The 19397-nt window shown below is 54.7% G+C and carries 13 protein-coding genes; 7 read left to right on the top strand and 6 right to left on the bottom strand.

The features are described 5' to 3' along the window. Positions 1 to 861: a pirin family protein gene (locus tag QEN31_RS14880; RefSeq protein WP_000809973.1), complete on the bottom strand. Its 861-nt coding sequence runs from the start codon at positions 859 to 861 to the stop codon at positions 1 to 3. A 108-nt stretch (positions 862 to 969) separates the two neighbouring features. On the opposite strand from QEN31_RS14880, the gene QEN31_RS14875 reads away from it, so the two are divergent. Further along, positions 970 to 1881, top strand: coding sequence for a LysR family transcriptional regulator (locus tag QEN31_RS14875; protein ID WP_000597928.1), 912 nt, complete (start codon positions 970 to 972; stop codon positions 1879 to 1881). A gap of 90 nt (positions 1882 to 1971) precedes the next feature. Here the strand turns inward: QEN31_RS14875 and infA are convergent, their stop codons facing one another. The 5 genes from infA to trxB all read right to left on the bottom strand — a co-directional run bounded on the left by infA (position 1972) and on the right by trxB (position 7821). Beyond that, the gene (gene infA, locus QEN31_RS14870) at positions 1972 to 2190 is read right to left on the bottom strand and encodes a translation initiation factor IF-1 (RefSeq protein WP_001040187.1); all 219 of its coding nucleotides are present in this window, start codon (positions 2188 to 2190) and stop codon (positions 1972 to 1974) included. A 311-nt stretch (positions 2191 to 2501) separates the two neighbouring features. Further along, on the bottom strand, positions 2502 to 3206 hold the full coding sequence (gene aat, locus QEN31_RS14860) for a leucyl/phenylalanyl-tRNA--protein transferase (protein WP_001241650.1): 705 nt from the start codon (positions 3204 to 3206) through the stop codon (positions 2502 to 2504). Between the two features lie 44 nt (positions 3207 to 3250). Beyond that, positions 3251 to 4972 carry a heme ABC transporter ATP-binding protein/permease CydC gene (gene cydC / locus QEN31_RS14855; protein ID WP_001202267.1) on the bottom strand — a complete coding sequence of 574 codons (1722 nt, stop codon included), beginning with the start codon at positions 4970 to 4972 and terminating at the stop codon, positions 3251 to 3253. After that, positions 4973 to 6739 (bottom strand): heme ABC transporter permease/ATP-binding protein CydD, encoded by a 1767-nt coding sequence (gene cydD, locus QEN31_RS14850; RefSeq protein WP_001044541.1) that lies wholly within the window; start codon positions 6737 to 6739, stop codon positions 4973 to 4975. 113 nt (positions 6740 to 6852) lie between these two features. Beyond that, positions 6853 to 7821 (bottom strand): thioredoxin-disulfide reductase, encoded by a 969-nt coding sequence (gene trxB / locus QEN31_RS14845; protein WP_000537407.1) that lies wholly within the window; start codon positions 7819 to 7821, stop codon positions 6853 to 6855. Between the two features lie 545 nt (positions 7822 to 8366). On the opposite strand from trxB, the gene lrp reads away from it, so the two are divergent. The 6 genes from lrp to dmsA all read left to right on the top strand — a co-directional run bounded on the left by lrp (position 8367) and on the right by dmsA (position 19390). Beyond that, the gene (gene lrp, locus QEN31_RS14840; RefSeq protein ID WP_000228469.1) at positions 8367 to 8861 is read left to right on the top strand and encodes a leucine-responsive transcriptional regulator Lrp; all 495 of its coding nucleotides are present in this window, start codon (positions 8367 to 8369) and stop codon (positions 8859 to 8861) included. A gap of 134 nt (positions 8862 to 8995) precedes the next feature. Beyond that, on the top strand, positions 8996 to 13051 hold the full coding sequence (gene ftsK, locus QEN31_RS14835) for a DNA translocase FtsK (protein ID WP_001542260.1): 4056 nt from the start codon (positions 8996 to 8998) through the stop codon (positions 13049 to 13051). Between the two features lie 142 nt (positions 13052 to 13193). Beyond that, the gene (lolA, locus tag QEN31_RS14830) at positions 13194 to 13805 is read left to right on the top strand and encodes an outer membrane lipoprotein chaperone LolA (RefSeq protein WP_001519746.1); all 612 of its coding nucleotides are present in this window, start codon (positions 13194 to 13196) and stop codon (positions 13803 to 13805) included. 9 nt (positions 13806 to 13814) lie between these two features. Continuing rightward, positions 13815 to 15158: a replication-associated recombination protein RarA gene (rarA, locus tag QEN31_RS14825; RefSeq protein WP_000067785.1), complete on the top strand. Its 1344-nt coding sequence runs from the start codon at positions 13815 to 13817 to the stop codon at positions 15156 to 15158. A 258-nt stretch (positions 15159 to 15416) separates the two neighbouring features. Further along, on the top strand, positions 15417 to 16709 hold the full coding sequence (serS, locus tag QEN31_RS14820; protein WP_000886697.1) for a serine--tRNA ligase: 1293 nt from the start codon (positions 15417 to 15419) through the stop codon (positions 16707 to 16709). A gap of 236 nt (positions 16710 to 16945) precedes the next feature. Continuing rightward, the gene (gene dmsA / locus QEN31_RS14815; RefSeq protein WP_000850250.1) at positions 16946 to 19390 is read left to right on the top strand and encodes a dimethylsulfoxide reductase subunit A; all 2445 of its coding nucleotides are present in this window, start codon (positions 16946 to 16948) and stop codon (positions 19388 to 19390) included. Positions 19391 to 19397: the final 7 nt, after the last annotated feature.

Raw genomic sequence — 19397 nt, 5'->3', positions numbered from 1 at the left:
TCAGATTTGGCCAAAACGGCCGGAGTTGAAATCGCGAACTGCTTCTGCGATCTCTTGTTTCGTGTTCATAACAAATGGGCCGTAACCCACAATCGGTTCATTCAGTGGCTCGCCTGATAACAGCAATACGCTGGCGTCGCTGCTGGCCTCAAGGTGCAGCGTTTTCCCTTGCTGGCTCAACACCACCAGTTGCGCTTCGTTGACCGGCGTCGTGCCGTTCACCGTGATATTGCCTTTCAGTACCACCAGCGCGGTGCTCCATCCTTCCGGCTGTGCCAATGTAAGCTGGCGATTGCGTTGCAGGCGCATATCCCAGACATTGAGCGGCGAGAAAGTGTGCGCCGGGCCTTTTGTCTCTTCATAACGCCCTGCGATGACCCGCACGACTCCGGCGTTATCCGGCAACGTAACGGTCGGGATAACATCGTGGGTAATGCTTTGATAACCCGGGGTGGTCATTTTGTCCTTCATGGGAAGGTTAACCCACAACTGCACCATTTCCAGTTCGCCGCCCCGACGGGTAAACGCGTCGGAATGGAACTCTTCATGCAAAATGCCTGCGCCTGCGGTCATCCACTGAACGTCGCCCGGGCCGATAACGCCGCCGCGACCGGTAGAGTCCCGATGCTCGACTTCGCCACTATAAACAATCGTCACGGTCTCGAAACCGCGGTGTGGATGCTCCCCAACGCCGCGTTTTTCATTACCCGGCGTAAAGGTGTGCGGCCCGGCATAATCCAGCAGCAGGAAGGGACTCAACTGCTGCGCATGTGACTGATAAGAAAAGAGTGAACGAACCGGAAATCCATCGCCAACCCAGTGCGGGCGAGGTGCGGTATAGACGCCTGTAATCTGTTTCATGGTGTTCTCCTCAGTGGCGTTGTCTTGATGTGAATAAGCTTATATTCATGACAAAAGGTTCGGTAGTGGCTAAAATGGCTCATACCGTTCCATTAATAGGACAATGTAATGATAAAAACGGATCTCAATGATTTTGCGTGGTTTGTGCATGTGGTCGAAGAGGGTGGGTTTGCCGCGGCGGGGCGTGCGCTTGATGAACCAAAATCAAAACTGAGCCGGCGTATTGCGCAACTGGAGGAACGGCTGGGCGTGCGATTGATTCAGCGAACCACCCGGCAGTTTAACGTTACCGAAGTGGGGCAAACATTCTATGAGCACTGTAAAGCGATGCTGGTGGAAGCTCAGGCGGCGCAGGATGCCATTGCCGCATTGCAGGTAGAGCCTCGCGGTATCGTGAAGCTGACCTGCCCGGTGACGCTGCTGCATGTACACATCGGCCCAATGCTGGCGAAATTTATGGCGCGTTATCCTGATGTTTCGCTACAGCTTGAAGCAACCAATCGTCGGGTGGACGTCGTAGGGGAGGGGGTGGATGTGGCGATTCGCGTCAGGCCACGCCCGTTTGAGGATAGCGACCTGGTGATGCGCGTCCTGGCTGACAGAGGGCATCGCTTGTTTGCCAGCCCGGATCTTATCGCACGGATGGGAATCCCTTCCGCGCCGGCGGAGTTGAGCCATTGGCCTGGGCTAAGTCTTGCATCCGGCAAGCATATCCACCGCTGGGAACTTTACGGCCCGCAGGGCGCGCGTGCGGAAGTCCATTTTACCCCGCGTATGATTACCACCGACATGTTGGCGCTACGCGAGGCGGCGATGGCGGGCGTGGGGCTTGTGCAGCTACCTGTCTTAATGGTGAAAGAACAACTGGCCGCCGGTGAACTGGTCGCGGTGCTGGAAGAGTGGGAGCCCCGGCGGGAGGTTATTCATGCTGTGTTCCCATCCCGGCGAGGATTATTACCTTCCGTACGTGCGTTGGTCGATTTTTTGACGGAAGAGTATGCGCGAATGGTGGAAGAGTAACCTGCTCGTCATTCATCAACTTAATGGACGCAAAAAAGGCCGGTTAAACCGACCTTTTATCCAGCCGCCCTTCAGGGCGTGAGGAGACAATTAGCGACTACGGAAGACAATGCGGCCTTTGCTCAGGTCGTACGGGGTCAGCTCAACGGTCACTTTGTCGCCCGTCAGGATGCGGATGTAGTTCTTACGCATTTTACCGGAGATGTGTGCAGTAACCACGTGACCGTTTTCTAACTCTACGCGGAACATGGTATTAGGTAACGTTTCGAGAACGGTACCTTGCATTTCAATATTGTCTTCTTTGGCCATCTAATCCTCTGGGGTATCACTACCATAATTTGAACCGGCAAGATAATGCCGAACTTCTTTTGATAAGTAAAGATTTGTGCGTTTAAAACACAGCAAACCAGGTTTAGCACATGATTCCGCGACACACGACAACGCCGCGTTATACACCTTTTCCCTGATACTACCGCCTGATGTATCGACATAAGCGCAACATATAAGGGAACGGTGAAATAAACGATGGGCGTTACCTGACAACGGGCTGCGGGATAATGAGCTAAACCAATTCTGCGGCAGCAATTATAACACCCCAATAAAAAATGTGCCGAAAACATTCACTTCCGGGGCAAAAATAATGTCCGCGGCACCCAAAAACGGGAGGCCAGCGGCTGTTGGCGTAAGGCCGCGAGGTGATCGAGGTAGTCACGACGTGGAATTTCAATGGCGCCGAGCGAGGCGGTATGACTATTAAGTACCTGACAATCAATAAGTTTACCGCCGTGACGGGTAAATTCAGCGCAAAAAACCAGCAGTGCGGTTTTAGAGGCATTCTCCTGGCGGCTAAACATCGATTCGCCGCAAAACAGCGCCCCCTGCGAGACGCCATACATCCCGCCGACCAGTTCCCGATCGCGCCACACTTCAATGGAGTGCGCGTGGCCCAATTCATGTAATCGGCGATAGGCTTCCTCAATACCACGCGTTATCCAGGTGCCTTCGTCACGGTGATTGGCGCATCCATCAATGACCCGATCGAAAGCGTAATTGAGCGTCACGCGGTAAGGGGATGCGTTGTGAAAGCGCTTCATACTGCGACTGAGGTGAAACTTTTCAGGCCACAGCACGGCGCGAGGATCGGGCGACCACCACAGAATCGGGTCGCCCGGCGAAAACCACGGAAAAATCCCGTGCTGGTAGGCCATTAACAACCGGGCAGGGCTGAGATCGCCGCCCAGCGCCAGTAAACCGTTAGGCTCGCGTAAAGCGCCTTCCGGCGAAGGGAAGGCGATAGAATGTCGGGAAAGCTGAACCAGACGCATGACGGCGAAACTCCAGTACGCAAGTCGGATCGTTCAATAATAGCTTACAGACGTTGTTTAAACTGATAATAGCGCCCTTGTCCGGCTAACAATTCTGCATGAGTGCCTCGCTCAATGATGTGCCCGTCGTCCATTACGATGATTTGATCAAAACGGGCCAGGCCGCGCAAACGGTGAGTCACCATCAGGACGGTTTTCTCGCGCATCACATCGGCAAGTAATTCCAGCATTTCGCTCTCGGTGGTCGCATCCAGCCCCTCAGTAGGCTCATCCAACAGCATCAACGGGGCATCGTGCAACAGCGCGCGGGCGATGGCCAGACGACGAAGTTCGCCGCCGGATAGCAGACGACCGCCTTCGCCGAGCCAGCTATTAAGCCCACTATCTTCGAGCAGATTTTCGAGGCCGACGCGACGCAGCATGTCGGAAAGGGCTTCGTCGCTGGCATTGGGCGCCGCCAGTAATAAATTATCACGCAGCGTGGCGCTGAACAGGTGGACACGCTGCGGCACCACGCTGATAGTCCGGCGTAAGGCGGATTCGCTCAGCGAGGATAGCGGAAGATCGTTGAGCAGAATTTCGCCTTGTTGCGGGTCCCAGGCGCGGGTGAGTAGCTGCAACAGCGTTGATTTTCCGCAGCCGGTACGCCCCAGAATAGCGACATGCTCGCCAGGATTAGCCTGTAATGAGAGGGCATTGAGCGCATTAATCGGCTGGTCGGGATAACGAAACGAAACGTCCCGCAGGGTGAGTGTGACCTTTTCCGGCGCGGGAGTTTCTGCTTGCGGAAAGGTCACCTCCGGTTTTTGCTCCGTTAATTCAGTGATACGAAGCGCAGAGGCGATAACCTGCCCCAGATGCTGGAATGCGCCGGTAACGGGCGCAAGCGCCTCGAAAGCCGCCAGCGCGCAGAAGACAAACAGCGCGATGAGCGCGCCGGGCTGCGTATTGCCGCCAACGCCGCCGGAGGCCATCCACAACATTAACATCACCGCCAGCGCACCAATCAGCAGCATTAACGCCTGCGATAAGGCGGTGAGTTCAGACTGTCGGCGTTGGGCCTCATGCCATTGTAATTCGGTGGCTTCCATTTGCGCCCGATAGCGTTTGCTGGCGCCAAAAATGGTGAGTTCCGCCTGGCCCTGTAACCATGACGTGAGCTGCTGGCGATACTGACCGCGTAGATGCGTCAGATTTTGGCCGGTATTTTTGCCGGCGCGATAAAACACCGGCGGCATAATAAACAGCGTCAACAGCATAATGCCGCCCAGCGTGATCGCCAGCGTCACGTCGAGAACGCTAAGCCCCAGGGTGACAATCATAATCACTACAAAAGCGCCGACCAGCGGGGAGATGACGCGCAAATAGAGATGGTCCAGCGTGTCGACGTCGGCAACGATGCGGTTCAGCAGTTCACCTTGCTGATAACGCGCCAGACTCGCGGGGGAGAGTGGTAGAAGTTTGCTAAAGGTATAAATACGCAGATGTTGCAGTACGCGGAACGTGGCGTCATGACTTACCAGACGTTCAAAATAACGACCAGCGGTACGGGTAATGGCCGCGCCGCGCACGCCGGCTGCCGGGAGCATATAGTTAAAACTGTAAATTCCCGCGAAGCCTGCGATAGCGGACGCGGACAGGAACCAGCCGGAAAGCGTCAGCAGCCCGATACTGGCAAGCAGTGTCAGGATTGCCAGCGCAATTCCCAGCGTTAGCATCCATTTATGGCGTTTATAAAGCGTCAGATAAGGGAGTAGCGCGCGCATTTAAATATCCTCCTGACGGTGAGCCAATAACGTCGCAAAAGCGCCGTTGGCGGCGCTGAGTTCAGCATAACTGCCTTGTTCGACAATCGCGCCATCTTGCATAACCCAGATAGCGTCCCAGTCGGCGAGATCTTCCAACTGATGCGTCACCATTAATGTGGTCTGGCGTTTTGACGCCGCTTTTAACGCCTGCATGACGCGTTGCTCGCTGTGAGCGTCCAGGCTTGCCGCCGGTTCATCCAGCAGTAGCAGTTGACAGGGATTAAGTAGCGCACGGGCGACCGCTACACGCTGTGCCTGGCCGACGGAAAGTCTGCTGGCATGATTGCCGAGCGGGGTGTCTACTCCCTGCGGCAGCAGCGGTAAAAACTCGCTTACCCATGCGGCGTCAAGCGCGGCATAAAGTTCCTGCTCGCTGGCGTCCGGGCGCGCCAGTAATACATTTTCGCGTAGCGTCGCTGCAGGTAATTGCGGGTTTTGCCCAACCCAGGAGAGATGCTGGCGCCAGGATTCCGGCGAGAGATCGCGAAGCTCGACACCGTTAATACGCAAAGATCCCTGATAGGAGAGAAAACCGGATAATACATTCAACAGAGAGCTTTTACCGGAACCGCTGCGTCCTACCAGGACGGCGCGTTCTCCTGCCGCTAATGAGAAATTCAGCGGCCCGGCAAGCGTTTTGCCTTCTGGCGAGGTGATAATAAGATTGACTGCGTCAATGGTTACAGGTTCGTTTTCCGCCAGCTCAACTTCGCCGCGCGCCGGGTGGGCAAGGGGTGTTTCCAGAAACGTCTTCAGACTATCCGCCGCGCCAACCGCCTGCGCCTTAGCATGGTAAAACGTGCCGAGGTCGCGTAACGGCTGGAAAAACTCCGGCGCGAGGATCAAGGCGAGGAACCCGGCGGCGAGCGTCACGCCGGTACCGTAATGACCAAAGTTCAGTTCGCCCAGGTAAGAGAAGCCAAAATAAACGGCGACCAGCGCAATAGAAAGCGAGGTGAAAAATTCCAGCACGCCGGAAGATAAAAAGGCGAGGCGCAGTACTTCCATCGTGCGCTGACGAAAATCCTGCGATGCTGCGCGAATGCTTTCGGTTTCCGCTTCTCCACGACCGAAAATTCGCAGCGTTTCCATCCCGCGCAGACGGTCAAGAAAATGGCCGCTTAGCCGGGCAAGCGCCAGGAAATTGCGGCGGTTGGCGTCAGCCGCGCCCATCCCCACCATTGCCATAAATAGGGGAATGAGCGGGGCGGTGCCCAGCAGAATCAGCGCCGCCGCCCAATTTGACGGGAAAATCGCCGCCACGATTAAGAGCGGTACGCAAACGGCAAGCGCCATTTGCGGCAGATAGCGCGCATAATAGTCATGCATATCGTCAATCTGTTCCAATACCAGCGTCGCCCAGCTACCGGCGGGCTTGCCCTGAATCCAGGCTGGGCCGGCTTGCTGCAGACGATCCAACACCTGACGGCGGATCTCAAAGCGAATATGTTGTCCGGCATGAAAACCGACGCGCTCGCGCAACCACACCACCCAGGCGCGGAGGACAAAGACCAGTATCAGCAGGATAAAAGGGAGCAACAGCGCTTCCCGTGGAATGTTCTCCATGATCATATGTTGCAGGATACGCGCCATGATCCAGGCCTGAGCGACAATTAATACGCCACTCATGAACCCCAACAGGCGGGAAATATTCAACCACCGTTGGGAGATTACGCTTTGCTGTTTTAACCAGCGGGTCAGCTCTTTTTGACGGGTTTTATTCATTGCACGCTTAGCAGGTGAGTTATTGGAATTTCAGGCAGGGCAATGTTACAACGACGCAAAAATAAAGGCGACTTATAGTCGCCTTTTTTACTTTTGTTACTGATTTGTAAAAACTATTTGCTCGCGTCGGCCAGACCATCGAGATAGCGTTCAGCATCCAGCGCCGCCATACAGCCCGTACCTGCAGAGGTGATCGCCTGACGGTAAATATGATCCATGACGTCACCCGCCGCGAATACGCCAGGGATGCTGGTTTGTGTGGCGTTGCCATGGGTGCCGGACTGAACTTTGATATAACCATTTTCCAGCTCAAGCTGGCCTTCGAAGAGCGCCGTGTTTGGGCTATGACCGATGGCTACGAAAAGTCCGGCGATGTCCAGCGTCTCGATATTATCGCTCTGCTGCGTGTCGCGAAGACGCAGACCGGTGACGCCCATCTGATCGCCGGTCACTTCTTCCAGCGTCCGGTTGGTGTGCAGAATGATATTGCCATTTTCGACTTTATCCATCAGGCGCTTAATGAGGATTTTTTCAGCGCGGAAACCGTCACGGCGATGGATAAGGTGCACTTCCGAAGCGATGTTGGACAGATAAAGCGCTTCTTCAACCGCGGTGTTGCCGCCGCCGATCACCGCTACTTTCTGATTGCGGTAGAAGAAACCGTCGCAGGTTGCGCAGGCGGAAACGCCGCGCCCTTTAAAGGCTTCTTCCGATGGCAGCCCCAGATAGCGCGCGGAAGCGCCGGTCGCAATGATCAACGCATCACAAGTGTACTCTGCGCTGTCACCTGTCAGACGGAACGGACGATTTTGCAGATCCACGTTGTTGATGTGATCAAAAATTATCTCGGTTTCAAATTTTGCCGCATGTTCATGCATGCGTTCCATCAGCAGCGGGCCGGTCAAATCGTTTGGATCGCCGGGCCAGTTTTCCACTTCCGTCGTGGTAGTCAGTTGACCGCCTTTTTCCATACCGGTAATAAGTACCGGCTGTAAATTTGCGCGCGCGGCATACACCGCCGCGGTATATCCCGCCGGTCCTGAGCCCAGAATAAGCAGCTTACTGTGTTTGGTCGTGCCCATGAGATCCCCATAGTTGTTGGCAGACAATGAGCAGAATTGTAGGGAATTTACAGACGTAAAAAAAGAGCATAACGATTTTGTTAACAATATGTGTAATAGCATGAACCGATGAACGGCCGCGACAGCGACGTTATCATCACAAACTTTAATTAAAATCGGTAACTTATAAGGTGACGAAATGACAGTTTACCGCCCTCTCTAATGAATAACTGGCATGTTGTACTAAAAATCGATGTTTTGCTTTGACAATCACCTGCTGTTTTGCGAAAACATTCGAGGAAGAAAAAACTGTGTTATGTATGTGCTGCATAATCATGCATGTAAATACCATGTTTACCGGGCTAGTGAAATCTACGCATGGCGTGGACAGACGCCATTCGTGATGTCGATAGCTGCCGCGAGGCAACGGTCTTCTCACCATAGACCAGGCATTGCGCGCCGTTAATCCCTCTGGGTTTCGGTCTATCGTGATGGGCAGCGACTCTGAACAGTGATGTGAGTAGAGTCAGGCAGGAGTAGGGAAGGAATACAGAGAGACAATAATAATGGTAGATAGCAAGAAGCGCCCTGGCAAAGATCTCGACCGTATCGATCGTAACATTCTTAATGAACTGCAAAAGGATGGGCGTATTTCCAACGTCGAGCTTTCTAAACGAGTAGGACTTTCGCCGACACCTTGCCTTGAGCGTGTGCGTCGGCTGGAGCGACAGGGGTTTATCCAGGGCTATACGGCGCTGTTGAACCCGCATTATCTGGATGCGTCACTTCTGGTATTCGTTGAGATTACCTTAAATCGCGGCGCGCCGGATGTGTTTGAACAGTTTAATGCCGCCGTGCAAAAGCTTGAAGAGATTCAGGAGTGTCATTTGGTTTCCGGCGATTTCGACTACCTGTTGAAAACCCGTGTACCGGATATGTCAGCGTATCGAAAACTATTGGGAGAGACGTTGCTGCGCTTGCCAGGTGTGAACGACACCCGAACTTACGTAGTGATGGAAGAGGTAAAACAGAGTAATCGTCTGGTTATTAAGACACGCTAACACGGAACAGGTGCAAAATCGCTGTAGTTTGATTACACTCCTGTTAATCCATACAGCAACAGTGCCGGGGCAACCCGGTGCTGTTGTCCGTTTTAGCATCGGGCGGGAAAAGCCTGGAACCTGGAGAGCCTTTTTTGAGCCAGGAATATACTGAAGACAAAGACGTCACATTGACGAAGTTAAGCAGCGGGCGCCGACTTTTGGAAGCGTTGTTGATACTTATTGCCCTTTTTGCCGTCTGGTTGATGGCGGCCTTGTTGAGCTTTAACCCTTCGGACCCCAGTTGGTCGCAAACCGCCTGGCATGAACCCATCCATAATTTAGGCGGCGCGCCGGGCGCGTGGCTGGCCGATACACTGTTCTTTATTTTTGGCGTAATGGCCTACACCATCCCTGTCATTATTGTCGGCGGGTGTTGGTTTGCGTGGCGTCATCAGTCTACGGATGATTACATCGACTATTTTGCTGTGTCGCTACGCCTTATCGGCGTGCTGGCGCTGATTCTCACTTCCTGCGGTCTGGCGGCCATTAATGCCGACGATATCTGGTATTTCGCCTCCGGCGGCGTAATTGGCAGCCTGTTAAGCACCACGCTGCAGCCGTTGTTGCATAGTAGCGGCGGAACGATAATGCTTCTCTGTATTTGGGCTGCCGGGCTGACGCTCTTTACCGGCTGGTCCTGGGTCAGTATCGCCGAAAAATTAGGCGGCTGGCTGCTTAATATACTGACCTTCGCCAGCAACCGTACCCGGCGTGATGATACGTGGGTTGACGACGAAGAGTATGATGACGAATACGATGAAGAAACCGACGGCGTGCAGCGTGAATCTCGCCGGGCGCGTATTTTGCGCGGCGCGTTGGCGCGTCGTAAGCGACTGGCTGAAAAATTCAGCAATCCACGGGGCCGTCAGACCGATGCCGCGCTCTTTTCCGGCAAACGGATGGATGATGACGAGGACATTCAGTATAGCGCGCGCGGCGTCGCTGCCGATCCCGACGACGTTCTGTTTTCGGGCAACCGTGCGACGCAGCCGGAATATGATGAATATGATCCGCTGTTAAACGGCCATTCTGTCACCGAACCGGTCGCCGCCGCTGCGGCTGCAACTGCCGTCACCCAGACGTGGGCAGCGTCCGCCGATCCCATAATGCAAACGCCGCCCATGCCTGGGGCTGAGCCGGTTGTCGCGCAACCGACCGTGGAGTGGCAGCCCGTACCGGGGCCGCAAACCGGCGAACCGGTTATCGCGCCTGCGCCGGAGGGGTATCAGCCGCATCCGCAATATGCTCAACCGCAGGAGGCGCAAAGTGCGCCGTGGCAGCAACCTGTGCCTGTCGCTTCCGCGCCGCAATACGCCGCGACGCCAGCGACCGCAGCAGAATATGACTCTCTTGCGCCGCAGGAAACACAGCCGCAATGGCAGCCGGAGCCGACCCATCAGCCGACGCCGGTTTATCAGCCGGAGCCGATAGCGGCTGAACCTTCTCACATGCCGCCGCCGGTTATCGAACAGCCGGTTGCCACCGAGCCTGAACCTGACACAGAAGAGACCAGACCTGCCCGTCCTCCGCTTTACTATTTTGAAGAGGTGGAAGAGAAACGCGCCCGTGAGCGCGAACAACTGGCGGCATGGTATCAACCGATTCCGGAGCCGGTAAAAGAGAACGTGCCGGTCAAACCTACGGTATCTGTCGCGCCGTCCATACCGCCAGTGGAAGCGGTAGCCGCCGCCGCGTCGCTTGACGCAGGTATTAAGAGTGGCGCCCTGGCAGCAGGCGCCGCGGCCGCTGCGCCTGCATTTAGTCTGGCTACCGGCGGCGCGCCGCGTCCGCAGGTGAAAGAGGGGATTGGTCCGCAACTGCCGCGTCCGAACCGCGTTCGCGTGCCGACCCGACGGGAACTGGCATCGTACGGTATTAAGCTGCCGTCACAGAGGATTGCAGAAGAAAAAGCCCGCGAGGCGGAGCGCAATCAGTACGAGACGGGCGCGCAGCTAACCGATGAAGAAATAGATGCAATGCATCAGGACGAGTTAGCCCGTCAGTTTGCGCAGTCGCAGCAGCATCGTTATGGTGAGACGTATCAGCATGATACGCAACAGGCAGAAGATGACGATACCGCTGCGGAAGCTGAATTAGCCCGCCAGTTTGCCGCTTCGCAACAGCAGCGCTATTCCGGCGAGCAACCCGCTGGCGCGCAGCCGTTCTCACTGGACGATCTGGATTTCTCGCCAATGAAAGTATTGGTTGATGAAGGTCCGCACGAACCGCTGTTCACGCCGGGTGTCATGCCCGAGTCAACGCCTGTTCAGCAACCGGTAGCGCCGCAGCCTCAGCCACAGTACCAGCAGCCGCAACAGCCGGTAGCGCCGCAACCGCAGTATCAGCAGCCGCAGCAGCCGGTAGCGCCGCAGCCGCAGTATCAGCAGCCGCAACAGCCGGTAGCGCCTCAGCCGCAGTATCAGCAGCCGCAACAGCCGGTAGCGCCGCAGCCGCAGTATCAGCAGCCGCAACAGCCGGTAGCGCCGCAGCCGCAGTATCAGCAGCCGCAGCAGCCGGTAGCGCCGCAGCCACAGTATCAGCAGCCGCAGCAGCCGGTAGCGCCGCAGCCACAGTATCAGCAGCCGCAACAGCCGACAGCGCCGCAAGACAGCTTGATCCACCCGCTGTTGATGCGTAACGGCGACAGCCGTCCATTACAGCGTCCGACGACGCCGCTGCCTTCGTTAGATCTTCTGACACCGCCGCCGAGCGAAGTTGAACCGGTAGATACCTTTGCGCTGGAACAAATGGCGCGTCTGGTTGAAGCGCGTCTGGCGGATTTCCGCATTAAAGCTGATGTGGTGAACTATTCGCCAGGCCCGGTCATTACTCGTTTTGAACTGAATCTGGCCCCGGGCGTTAAAGCAGCGCGTATCTCCAACCTTTCCCGGGATCTGGCGCGCTCATTGTCAACGGTAGCCGTACGCGTTGTGGAAGTCATTCCAGGCAAACCTTACGTAGGGTTGGAATTGCCGAACAAGAAACGGCAAACCGTTTATCTGCGCGAAGTGTTGGATAACGCCAAATTCCGCGAGAATCCGTCGCCGCTTACCGTGGTGTTAGGTAAGGATATCGCGGGCGATCCGGTAGTGGCGGATCTGGCGAAAATGCCTCACCTGCTGGTGGCCGGTACGACCGGTTCCGGTAAGTCGGTCGGGGTTAACGCCATGATCCTCAGTATGCTGTATAAAGCGCAGCCGGAAGACGTTCGCTTTATCATGATCGACCCGAAAATGTTAGAACTCTCGGTCTATGAAGGTATACCGCATCTGCTGACGGAAGTTGTTACCGACATGAAAGACGCGGCTAACGCGTTACGCTGGAGCGTCAATGAGATGGAGCGTCGCTATAAGCTGATGTCCGCGCTCGGCGTGCGTAATCTGGCTGGTTATAACGAGAAAATCGCCGAAGCGGCCCGCATGGGACGTCCGATTCCGGACCCGTACTGGAAGCCGGGCGACAGTATGGATGTTCAGCATCCGGTTCTGGAAAAACTGCCGTATATCGTGGTACTGGTTGATGAATTTGCCGACCTGATGATGACCGTTGGTAAAAAAGTTGAAGAGCTGATCGCGCGTCTGGCGCAGAAAGCGCGCGCCGCGGGGATTCACCTGGTACTGGCGACGCAGCGTCCGTCGGTCGATGTGATTACTGGTTTAATTAAAGCCAACATTCCAACCCGTATCGCTTTTACCGTATCCAGCAAGATCGACTCCCGCACCATTCTTGATCAGGGTGGCGCTGAGTCGCTGCTAGGTATGGGGGACATGCTCTACTCCGGACCAAACTCCACCATGCCGGTACGTGTCCATGGGGCGTTTGTGCGTGACCAGGAAGTCCATGCGGTGGTTCAGGACTGGAAAGCGCGCGGTCGTCCGCAATATGTGGATGGCATTACCTCCGACAGCGAAAGCGAAGGTGGCGGTGGCGGTTTTGACGGCGGCGAAGAATTAGATGCGCTATTCGATCAGGCCGTTAATTTCGTCACTCAGAAGCGAAAAGCGTCCATTTCCGGCGTTCAGCGTCAGTTCCGCATCGGCTATAACCGTGCGGCGCGTATTATCGAACAGATGGAAGCGCAGGGTATTGTCAGCGCTCAGGGGCATAACGGTAATCGTGAAGTGCTGGCTCCGCCGCCTTTTGAGTAAACCTGTAAGCCGGATGGCGCTGTGCAGGCTGCCATCCGGCAACAAAATTCAGTATTTTCTTCTTTCCTCATGCTGATTTTTGGCCTGGAATAGAAAGCAAAAGGAGCTCCTGGTCGGGAGTGTCGAAACCTGAGGAATAATGATGAAAAAAATGGCAATCGCCTGTGCATTACTTTCAAGCGTTGTAGCCAGCAGCGTATGGGCTGACGCCGCCAGCTCTCTGAAAAGCCGTCTGGATAAAGTGAGCAGCTTTCATGCCACCTTTACTCAAAAAGTCACCGATGGCAGCGGTGCCGCGGTGCAGGAGGGACAGGGTGATTTATGGGTTAAGCGGCCAAATCTATTCAACTGGCATATGACGCAACCTGACGAGAGTATTCTGGTTTCTGACGGCAAAACGTTATGGTTCTATAACCCGTTTGTAGAACAGGCTACCGCCACGTGGTTGAAAGATGCCACTGGAAATACACCGTTTATGCTGATTGCCCGCAACCAGGCCAGCGACTGGCAGCAGTATAATATTAAGCAGGACGGCGATAATTTTGTGCTGACGCCGAAAGCCAGCAACGGCAATCTGAAACAGTTCACCATCAATGTGGGACGCGACGGGACTATCCACCAGTTTAGCGCCGTAGAACAAGACGATCAGCGTAGCGCCTATCAGCTAAAATCCCAGCAAAACGGCGCGGTTGATCCGTCAAAATTTACGTTTACTCCGCCGCAAGGGGTAACGATAGACGACCAACGTAAGTAGAGGCGATGAGTGAGCAATCTGTCGCTCGATTTTTCTGATAATACGTTTCAACCGCTGGCCGCGCGAATGCGGCCGGAAAATTTAGCGCAGTATATCGGCCAGCAGCATTTGCTGGCCGCAGGTAAGCCGTTGCCTCGCGCTATTGAGGCCGGGCATCTGCACTCCATGATTTTATGGGGGCCGCCAGGGACGGGGAAAACCACGCTCGCTGAAGTGATCGCCCGCTACGCCAGCGCCGATGTCGAGCGTATTTCCGCCGTCACTTCTGGGGTAAAAGAGATTCGCGAAGCTATCGAGCGCGCCCGCCAGAATCGTAATGCCGGTCGCCGTACCATCCTGTTTGTCGATGAAGTGCATCGCTTTAACAAAAGCCAGCAGGACGCCTTTTTACCGCATATCGAAGATGGCACTATCACCTTTATCGGCGCGACCACGGAAAATCCCTCTTTTGAGCTGAACTCAGCGCTCTTGTCGCGAGCGCGGGTCTATCTGCTGAAATCGTTGACCACTGACGATATTGAGCAAGTACTGGACCAGGCGATGCAGGACAAAACGCGTGGTTACGGCGATCAGGATATCGTGTTACCGGATGAGACACGGCGAGCGATTGCTGAGCTGGTCAATGGCGACGCGCGGCGCGCCTTAAATACGCTGGAAATGATGGCTGATATGGCGGAGGCGGATGACAGCGGCAAACGCGTTTTATTGCCCGCCTTGTTGACCGAGATCGCCGGCGAGCGCAGCGCGCGTTTTGATAACAAAGGCGATCGCTTCTACGATCTTATTTCCGCCTTACATAAATCAGTGCGCGGCAGCGCGCCGGATGCCGCCCTCTATTGGTATGCCCGTATCATTACTGCGGGAGGCGATCCGCTGTACGTGGCGCGTCGCTGCCTGGCGATTGCCTCGGAAGATGTGGGTAATGCCGATCCGCGCGCGATGCAGGTCGCCATTGCCGCGTGGGATTGTTTCACCCGCGTTGGCCCGGCTGAAGGCGAAAGGGCGATCGCGCAGGCTATCGTTTATCTCGCCTGCGCACCGAAGAGCAACGCCGTCTATACCGCCTTTAAGGCTGCGCTGGCCGACGCGCGCGAACGTCCTGATTATGACGTTCCTGTCCATCTGCGTAATGCGCCAACCAAACTGATGAAAGAGATGGGCTATGGCCAGGAGTACCGCTATGCCCACGATGAGCCCAATGCCTATGCTGCGGGTGAAGTGTACTTCCCGCCGGAAATCGCGCAAACGCGCTATTATCATCCGACAAATCGTGGTCTGGAAGGCAAGATTGGCGAAAAGCTCGCCTGGCTGGCTGAACAGGATCAAAATAGCCCCACAAAACGCTACCGCTAGTGTAAACGTTGCGGTAAGGTTATCTCTAAATATGATGCTCCAGGTATCATGGCGTTGATGATGAATCTCGTTATGCCTGATAGCACGTTGCTTATGAGGTCCGCGGGTATAGCGCAATGGATGCGTTGTTGCTGTCGTCGGTCTGGTAAGGCGAAAACGTCGCTATTACGTAAACGCGGTTTACGTTCATCAATACAATCAGAGGCGATCATCAATTGATCGCGTTTCCTTTTATTATTCGATAAGCACAGGATAAGCATGCTCGATCCCAATCTGCTGCGTAATGAGCCAGACGCAGTCGCTGAAAAACTGGCACGCCGGGGCTTTAAGCTGGATGTAGATAAGCTGCGCGCTCTTGAAGAGCGTCGTAAAGTTTTGCAGGTCAACACGGAAAACCTGCAGGCGGAGCGTAATTCTCGATCGAAATCCATCGGCCAGGCGAAAGCGCGCGGGGAAGATATCGAGCCTTTACGCCTGGAAGTGAATAAACTGGGCGAAGAGCTGGATGCGGCGAAAGCCGAGCTGGATACCTTGCTGGCGGAGATCCGCGATATCGCACTGACCATCCCAAACCTGCCTGCGGATGAAGTGCCGGTAGGTAAAGATGAAAACGACAACGTTGAAGTCAGCCGCTGGGGTACCCCGCGTGAGTTTGATTTTGAAATCCGCGATCACGTCACCTTAGGGGAAATGCACTCCGGCCTCGACTTTGCCGCCGCGGTTAAGCTGACCGGCTCCCGTTTTGTGGTGATGAAAGGACAGATTGCGCGTATGCATCGCGCATTGTCGCAGTTCATGTTGGATCTGCATACGGAACAGCACGGCTATAGCGAAAACTACGTGCCGTATCTGGTTAACCACGACACGCTGTATGGCACCGGTCAATTGCCGAAATTCGCAGGCGACTTGTTCCATACCCGTCCGCTGGAAGAAGAAGCAGACAGCAGCAACTATGCTTTGATCCCGACGGCGGAGGTTCCGCTGACCAATCTGGTACGCGATGAAATCATCGACGAAGATCAGCTGCCGATTAAAATGACGGCGCATACGCCTTGTTTCCGTTCTGAAGCAGGTTCTTATGGTCGTGATACCCGTGGCCTGATTCGTATGCATCAGTTTGACAAAGTTGAGATGGTGCAGATCGTTCGCCCGGAAGATTCTATGGCTGCGTTGGAAGAGATGACCGGCCACGCGGAAAAAGTGCTCCAGCTACTGGGACTGCCGTACCGTAAAATCATTCTGTGCACTGGCGATATGGGCTTCGGCGCCTGCAAAACCTATGACCTCGAAGTCTGGGTTCCGGCGCAGAATACCTACCGCGAGATCTCTTCCTGCTCTAACGTCTGGGACTTCCAGGCGCGTCGTATGCAGGCACGTTGTCGCAGCAAGTCCGACAAAAAGACCCGTCTGGTCCATACCCTGAATGGTTCTGGTCTGGCGGTAGGTCGTACCCTGGTGGCTGTGATGGAAAACTATCAGCAGGCTGATGGCCGCATTGAAGTGCCGGAAGTATTACGTCCGTACATGAACGGACTGGAATATATCGGCTAATCCTCGCTTTCTCCTCTTCTAAAAAGCGCCTTCGGGCGCTTTTTTTATGCCAGTTTGATACCGGACAATAATCCCTACCCTATTAGGGGTAATACTGATTTCGAATGAAGGTCAGTTTTTAACACTATTTTTCTACTTTTTCGATATATATCAGACTTTATAGCGATGCTATCGCTATATAAAATTCTATACATCGTTTTATTGTTTTTTTATTGTGAGCAGCAGAGTGAGCCCTTATGAAAACTAAGATCCCTGATGCCGTGCTGGCAGCCGAGGTGAGCCGTCGTGGTTTAGTCAAAACCACCGCGATAGGCGGCCTGGCGATGGCCAGTAGCGCATTTACCCTGCCATTTACCCGCATCGCTAACGCCGCAGAGGCAATAAGCCCGGCGAAAACCGGCGAGAAAGTCGTCTGGAGCGCCTGTACGGTAAACTGTGGCAGCCGTTGTCCGCTACGTATGCATGTTGTGGATGGCGAAATCAAATATGTAGAAACGGATAATACCGGAAACGATGATTACGATGGCCTGCACCAGGTTCGCGCCTGCCTGCGCGGTCGTTCTATGCGCCGTCGCGTCTATAACCCGGATCGGCTCAAGTATCCGATGAAGCGCGTCGGCGCGCGCGGCGAAGGTAAATTTGAGCGTATTAGCTGGGACGAAGCCTACGATATCATTGCCACCAATATGCAGCGTCTTATCAAAGAGTATGGCAACGAGTCCATTTATCTGAACTATGGCACGGGAACGCTGGGCGGCACTTTGACACGTTCATGGCCGCCAGGAAAAACGCTGGTCGCTCGTCTGATGAACTGCTGCGGCGGTTATCTTAATCACTACGGTGATTACTCTTCCGCGCAAATCGCAGCGGGTCTGAACTACACCTATGGCGGCTGGGCGGATGGCAATAGTCCGTCCGACATTGAAAACAGTAAGCTGGTGGTATTGTTTGGCAATAACCCTGGCGAAACCCGCATGAGCGGGGGCGGTGTAACGTATTATCTTGAACAGGCGCGGCAGAAATCAAACGCGCGGATGATCATTATCGACCCTCGTTACACCGACACTGGCGCTGGTCGCGAAGATGAGTGGATTCCGATTCGTCCAGGTACCGATGCGGCGCTGGTCAATGGTCTGGCATATGTCTTAATCACCGAGAACATGGTCGATCAGCCGTTCCTGGATAAATATTGCGTTGGTTATGACGAAAAAACCTTGCCTGCCAGCGCGCCGAAAAACGGTCACTACAAAGCCTATATTCTGGGCCAGGGTAAAGACGGTATCGCGAAGACGCCGGAGTGGGCGGCGCAAATTACCGGTATCCCGGCGGATCGCATTATTAAGCTGGCGCGAGAAATCGGCAGCGCTAAACCCGCCTATATTTGCCAGGGATGGGGACCACAACGTCATGCTAATGGAGAAATCGCCACGCGCGCCATCTCGATGCTGGCGATCCTGACGGGTAATGTTGGGATTAACGGAGGTAATAGCGGCGCGCGCGAAGGGTCTTATGCCCTGCCATTTGAACGTATGCCCACGTTAGAAAACCCGGTTGAAACCAGCATCTCCATGTTTATGTGGACCGATGCCATTGAACGCGGCCCGGAAATGACGGCGCTGCGTGATGGCGTGCGGGGGAAAGATAAGCTGGACGTGCCGATCAAAATGATCTGGAACTATGCTGGCAACTGTTTGATTAACCAGCACTCTGAGATTAACCGCACCCACGAAATCCTGCAGGATGACAAGAAATGCGAAATGATCGTCGTTATCGACTGTCATATGACCTCGTCGGCAAAATACGCCGATATTCTGTTGCCTGATTGCACTGCTTCTGAGCAGATGGACTTTGCGCTGGATGCCTCCTGCGGGAACATGTCTTACGTTATCTTCACTGACCAGGCGATTAAACCGCGCTTCGAGTGTAAGACGATTTATGAGATGACCAGCGAACTGGCGAAACGTCTTGGCGTGGAACAACAGTTTACCGAAGGACGGACGCAAGAAGAGTGGATGCGTCATCTGTACGAACAGTCGCGTAAATCCATTCCGAATCTGCCCACCTTTGAGGAGTTCCGTAAGCAAGGCATCTTCAAACAGCGTGACCCCGAAGGCCACCATGTCGCCTATAAAGACTTCCGCGAAGATCCGCAAGCGAATCCACTTACAACGCCATCGGGCAAGATTGAAATCTATTCACAGGCGTTGGCGGATATCGCCGCCACCTGGGAGCTGCCGGAAGGCGACGTGATCGATCCATTACCGATCTACACGCCAGGTTTTGAAAACTATAACGATCCGCTAACGGATAAATTCCCGCTGCAGTTGACGGGTTTCCACTATAAAGCGCGTGTGCATTCCACTTATGGCAACGTAGACGTACTGAAAGCCGCCTGTCGCCAGGAAATGTGGATTAACCCAATGGATGCGCAGAAACGCGGTATCAACAATGGCGACAAAGTCCGCATCTTCAACGATCGCGGCGAAGTACATATCGAGGCTAAAGTGACGCCGCGCATGATGCCGGGCGTGGTCGCCCTGGGAGAAGGCGCATGGTATGACCCGGATGCAAAACGCGTGGATCAGGGCGGATGTATTAACGTACTGACGACCCAACGTCCTTCTCCGCTGGCGAAGGGGAACCCGTCACATACGAACCTCGTTCAGGTTGAAAAGGCGTAAGGAGTAA

The organism is Salmonella sp. SA15303, assembly GCF_029962125.1.
GTDB lineage: Bacteria > Pseudomonadota > Gammaproteobacteria > Enterobacterales > Enterobacteriaceae > Salmonella > Salmonella enterica.
Note: the sequence above shows the minus strand (reverse complement) of the source record. Positions and strands in the feature narration are given on the sequence as shown.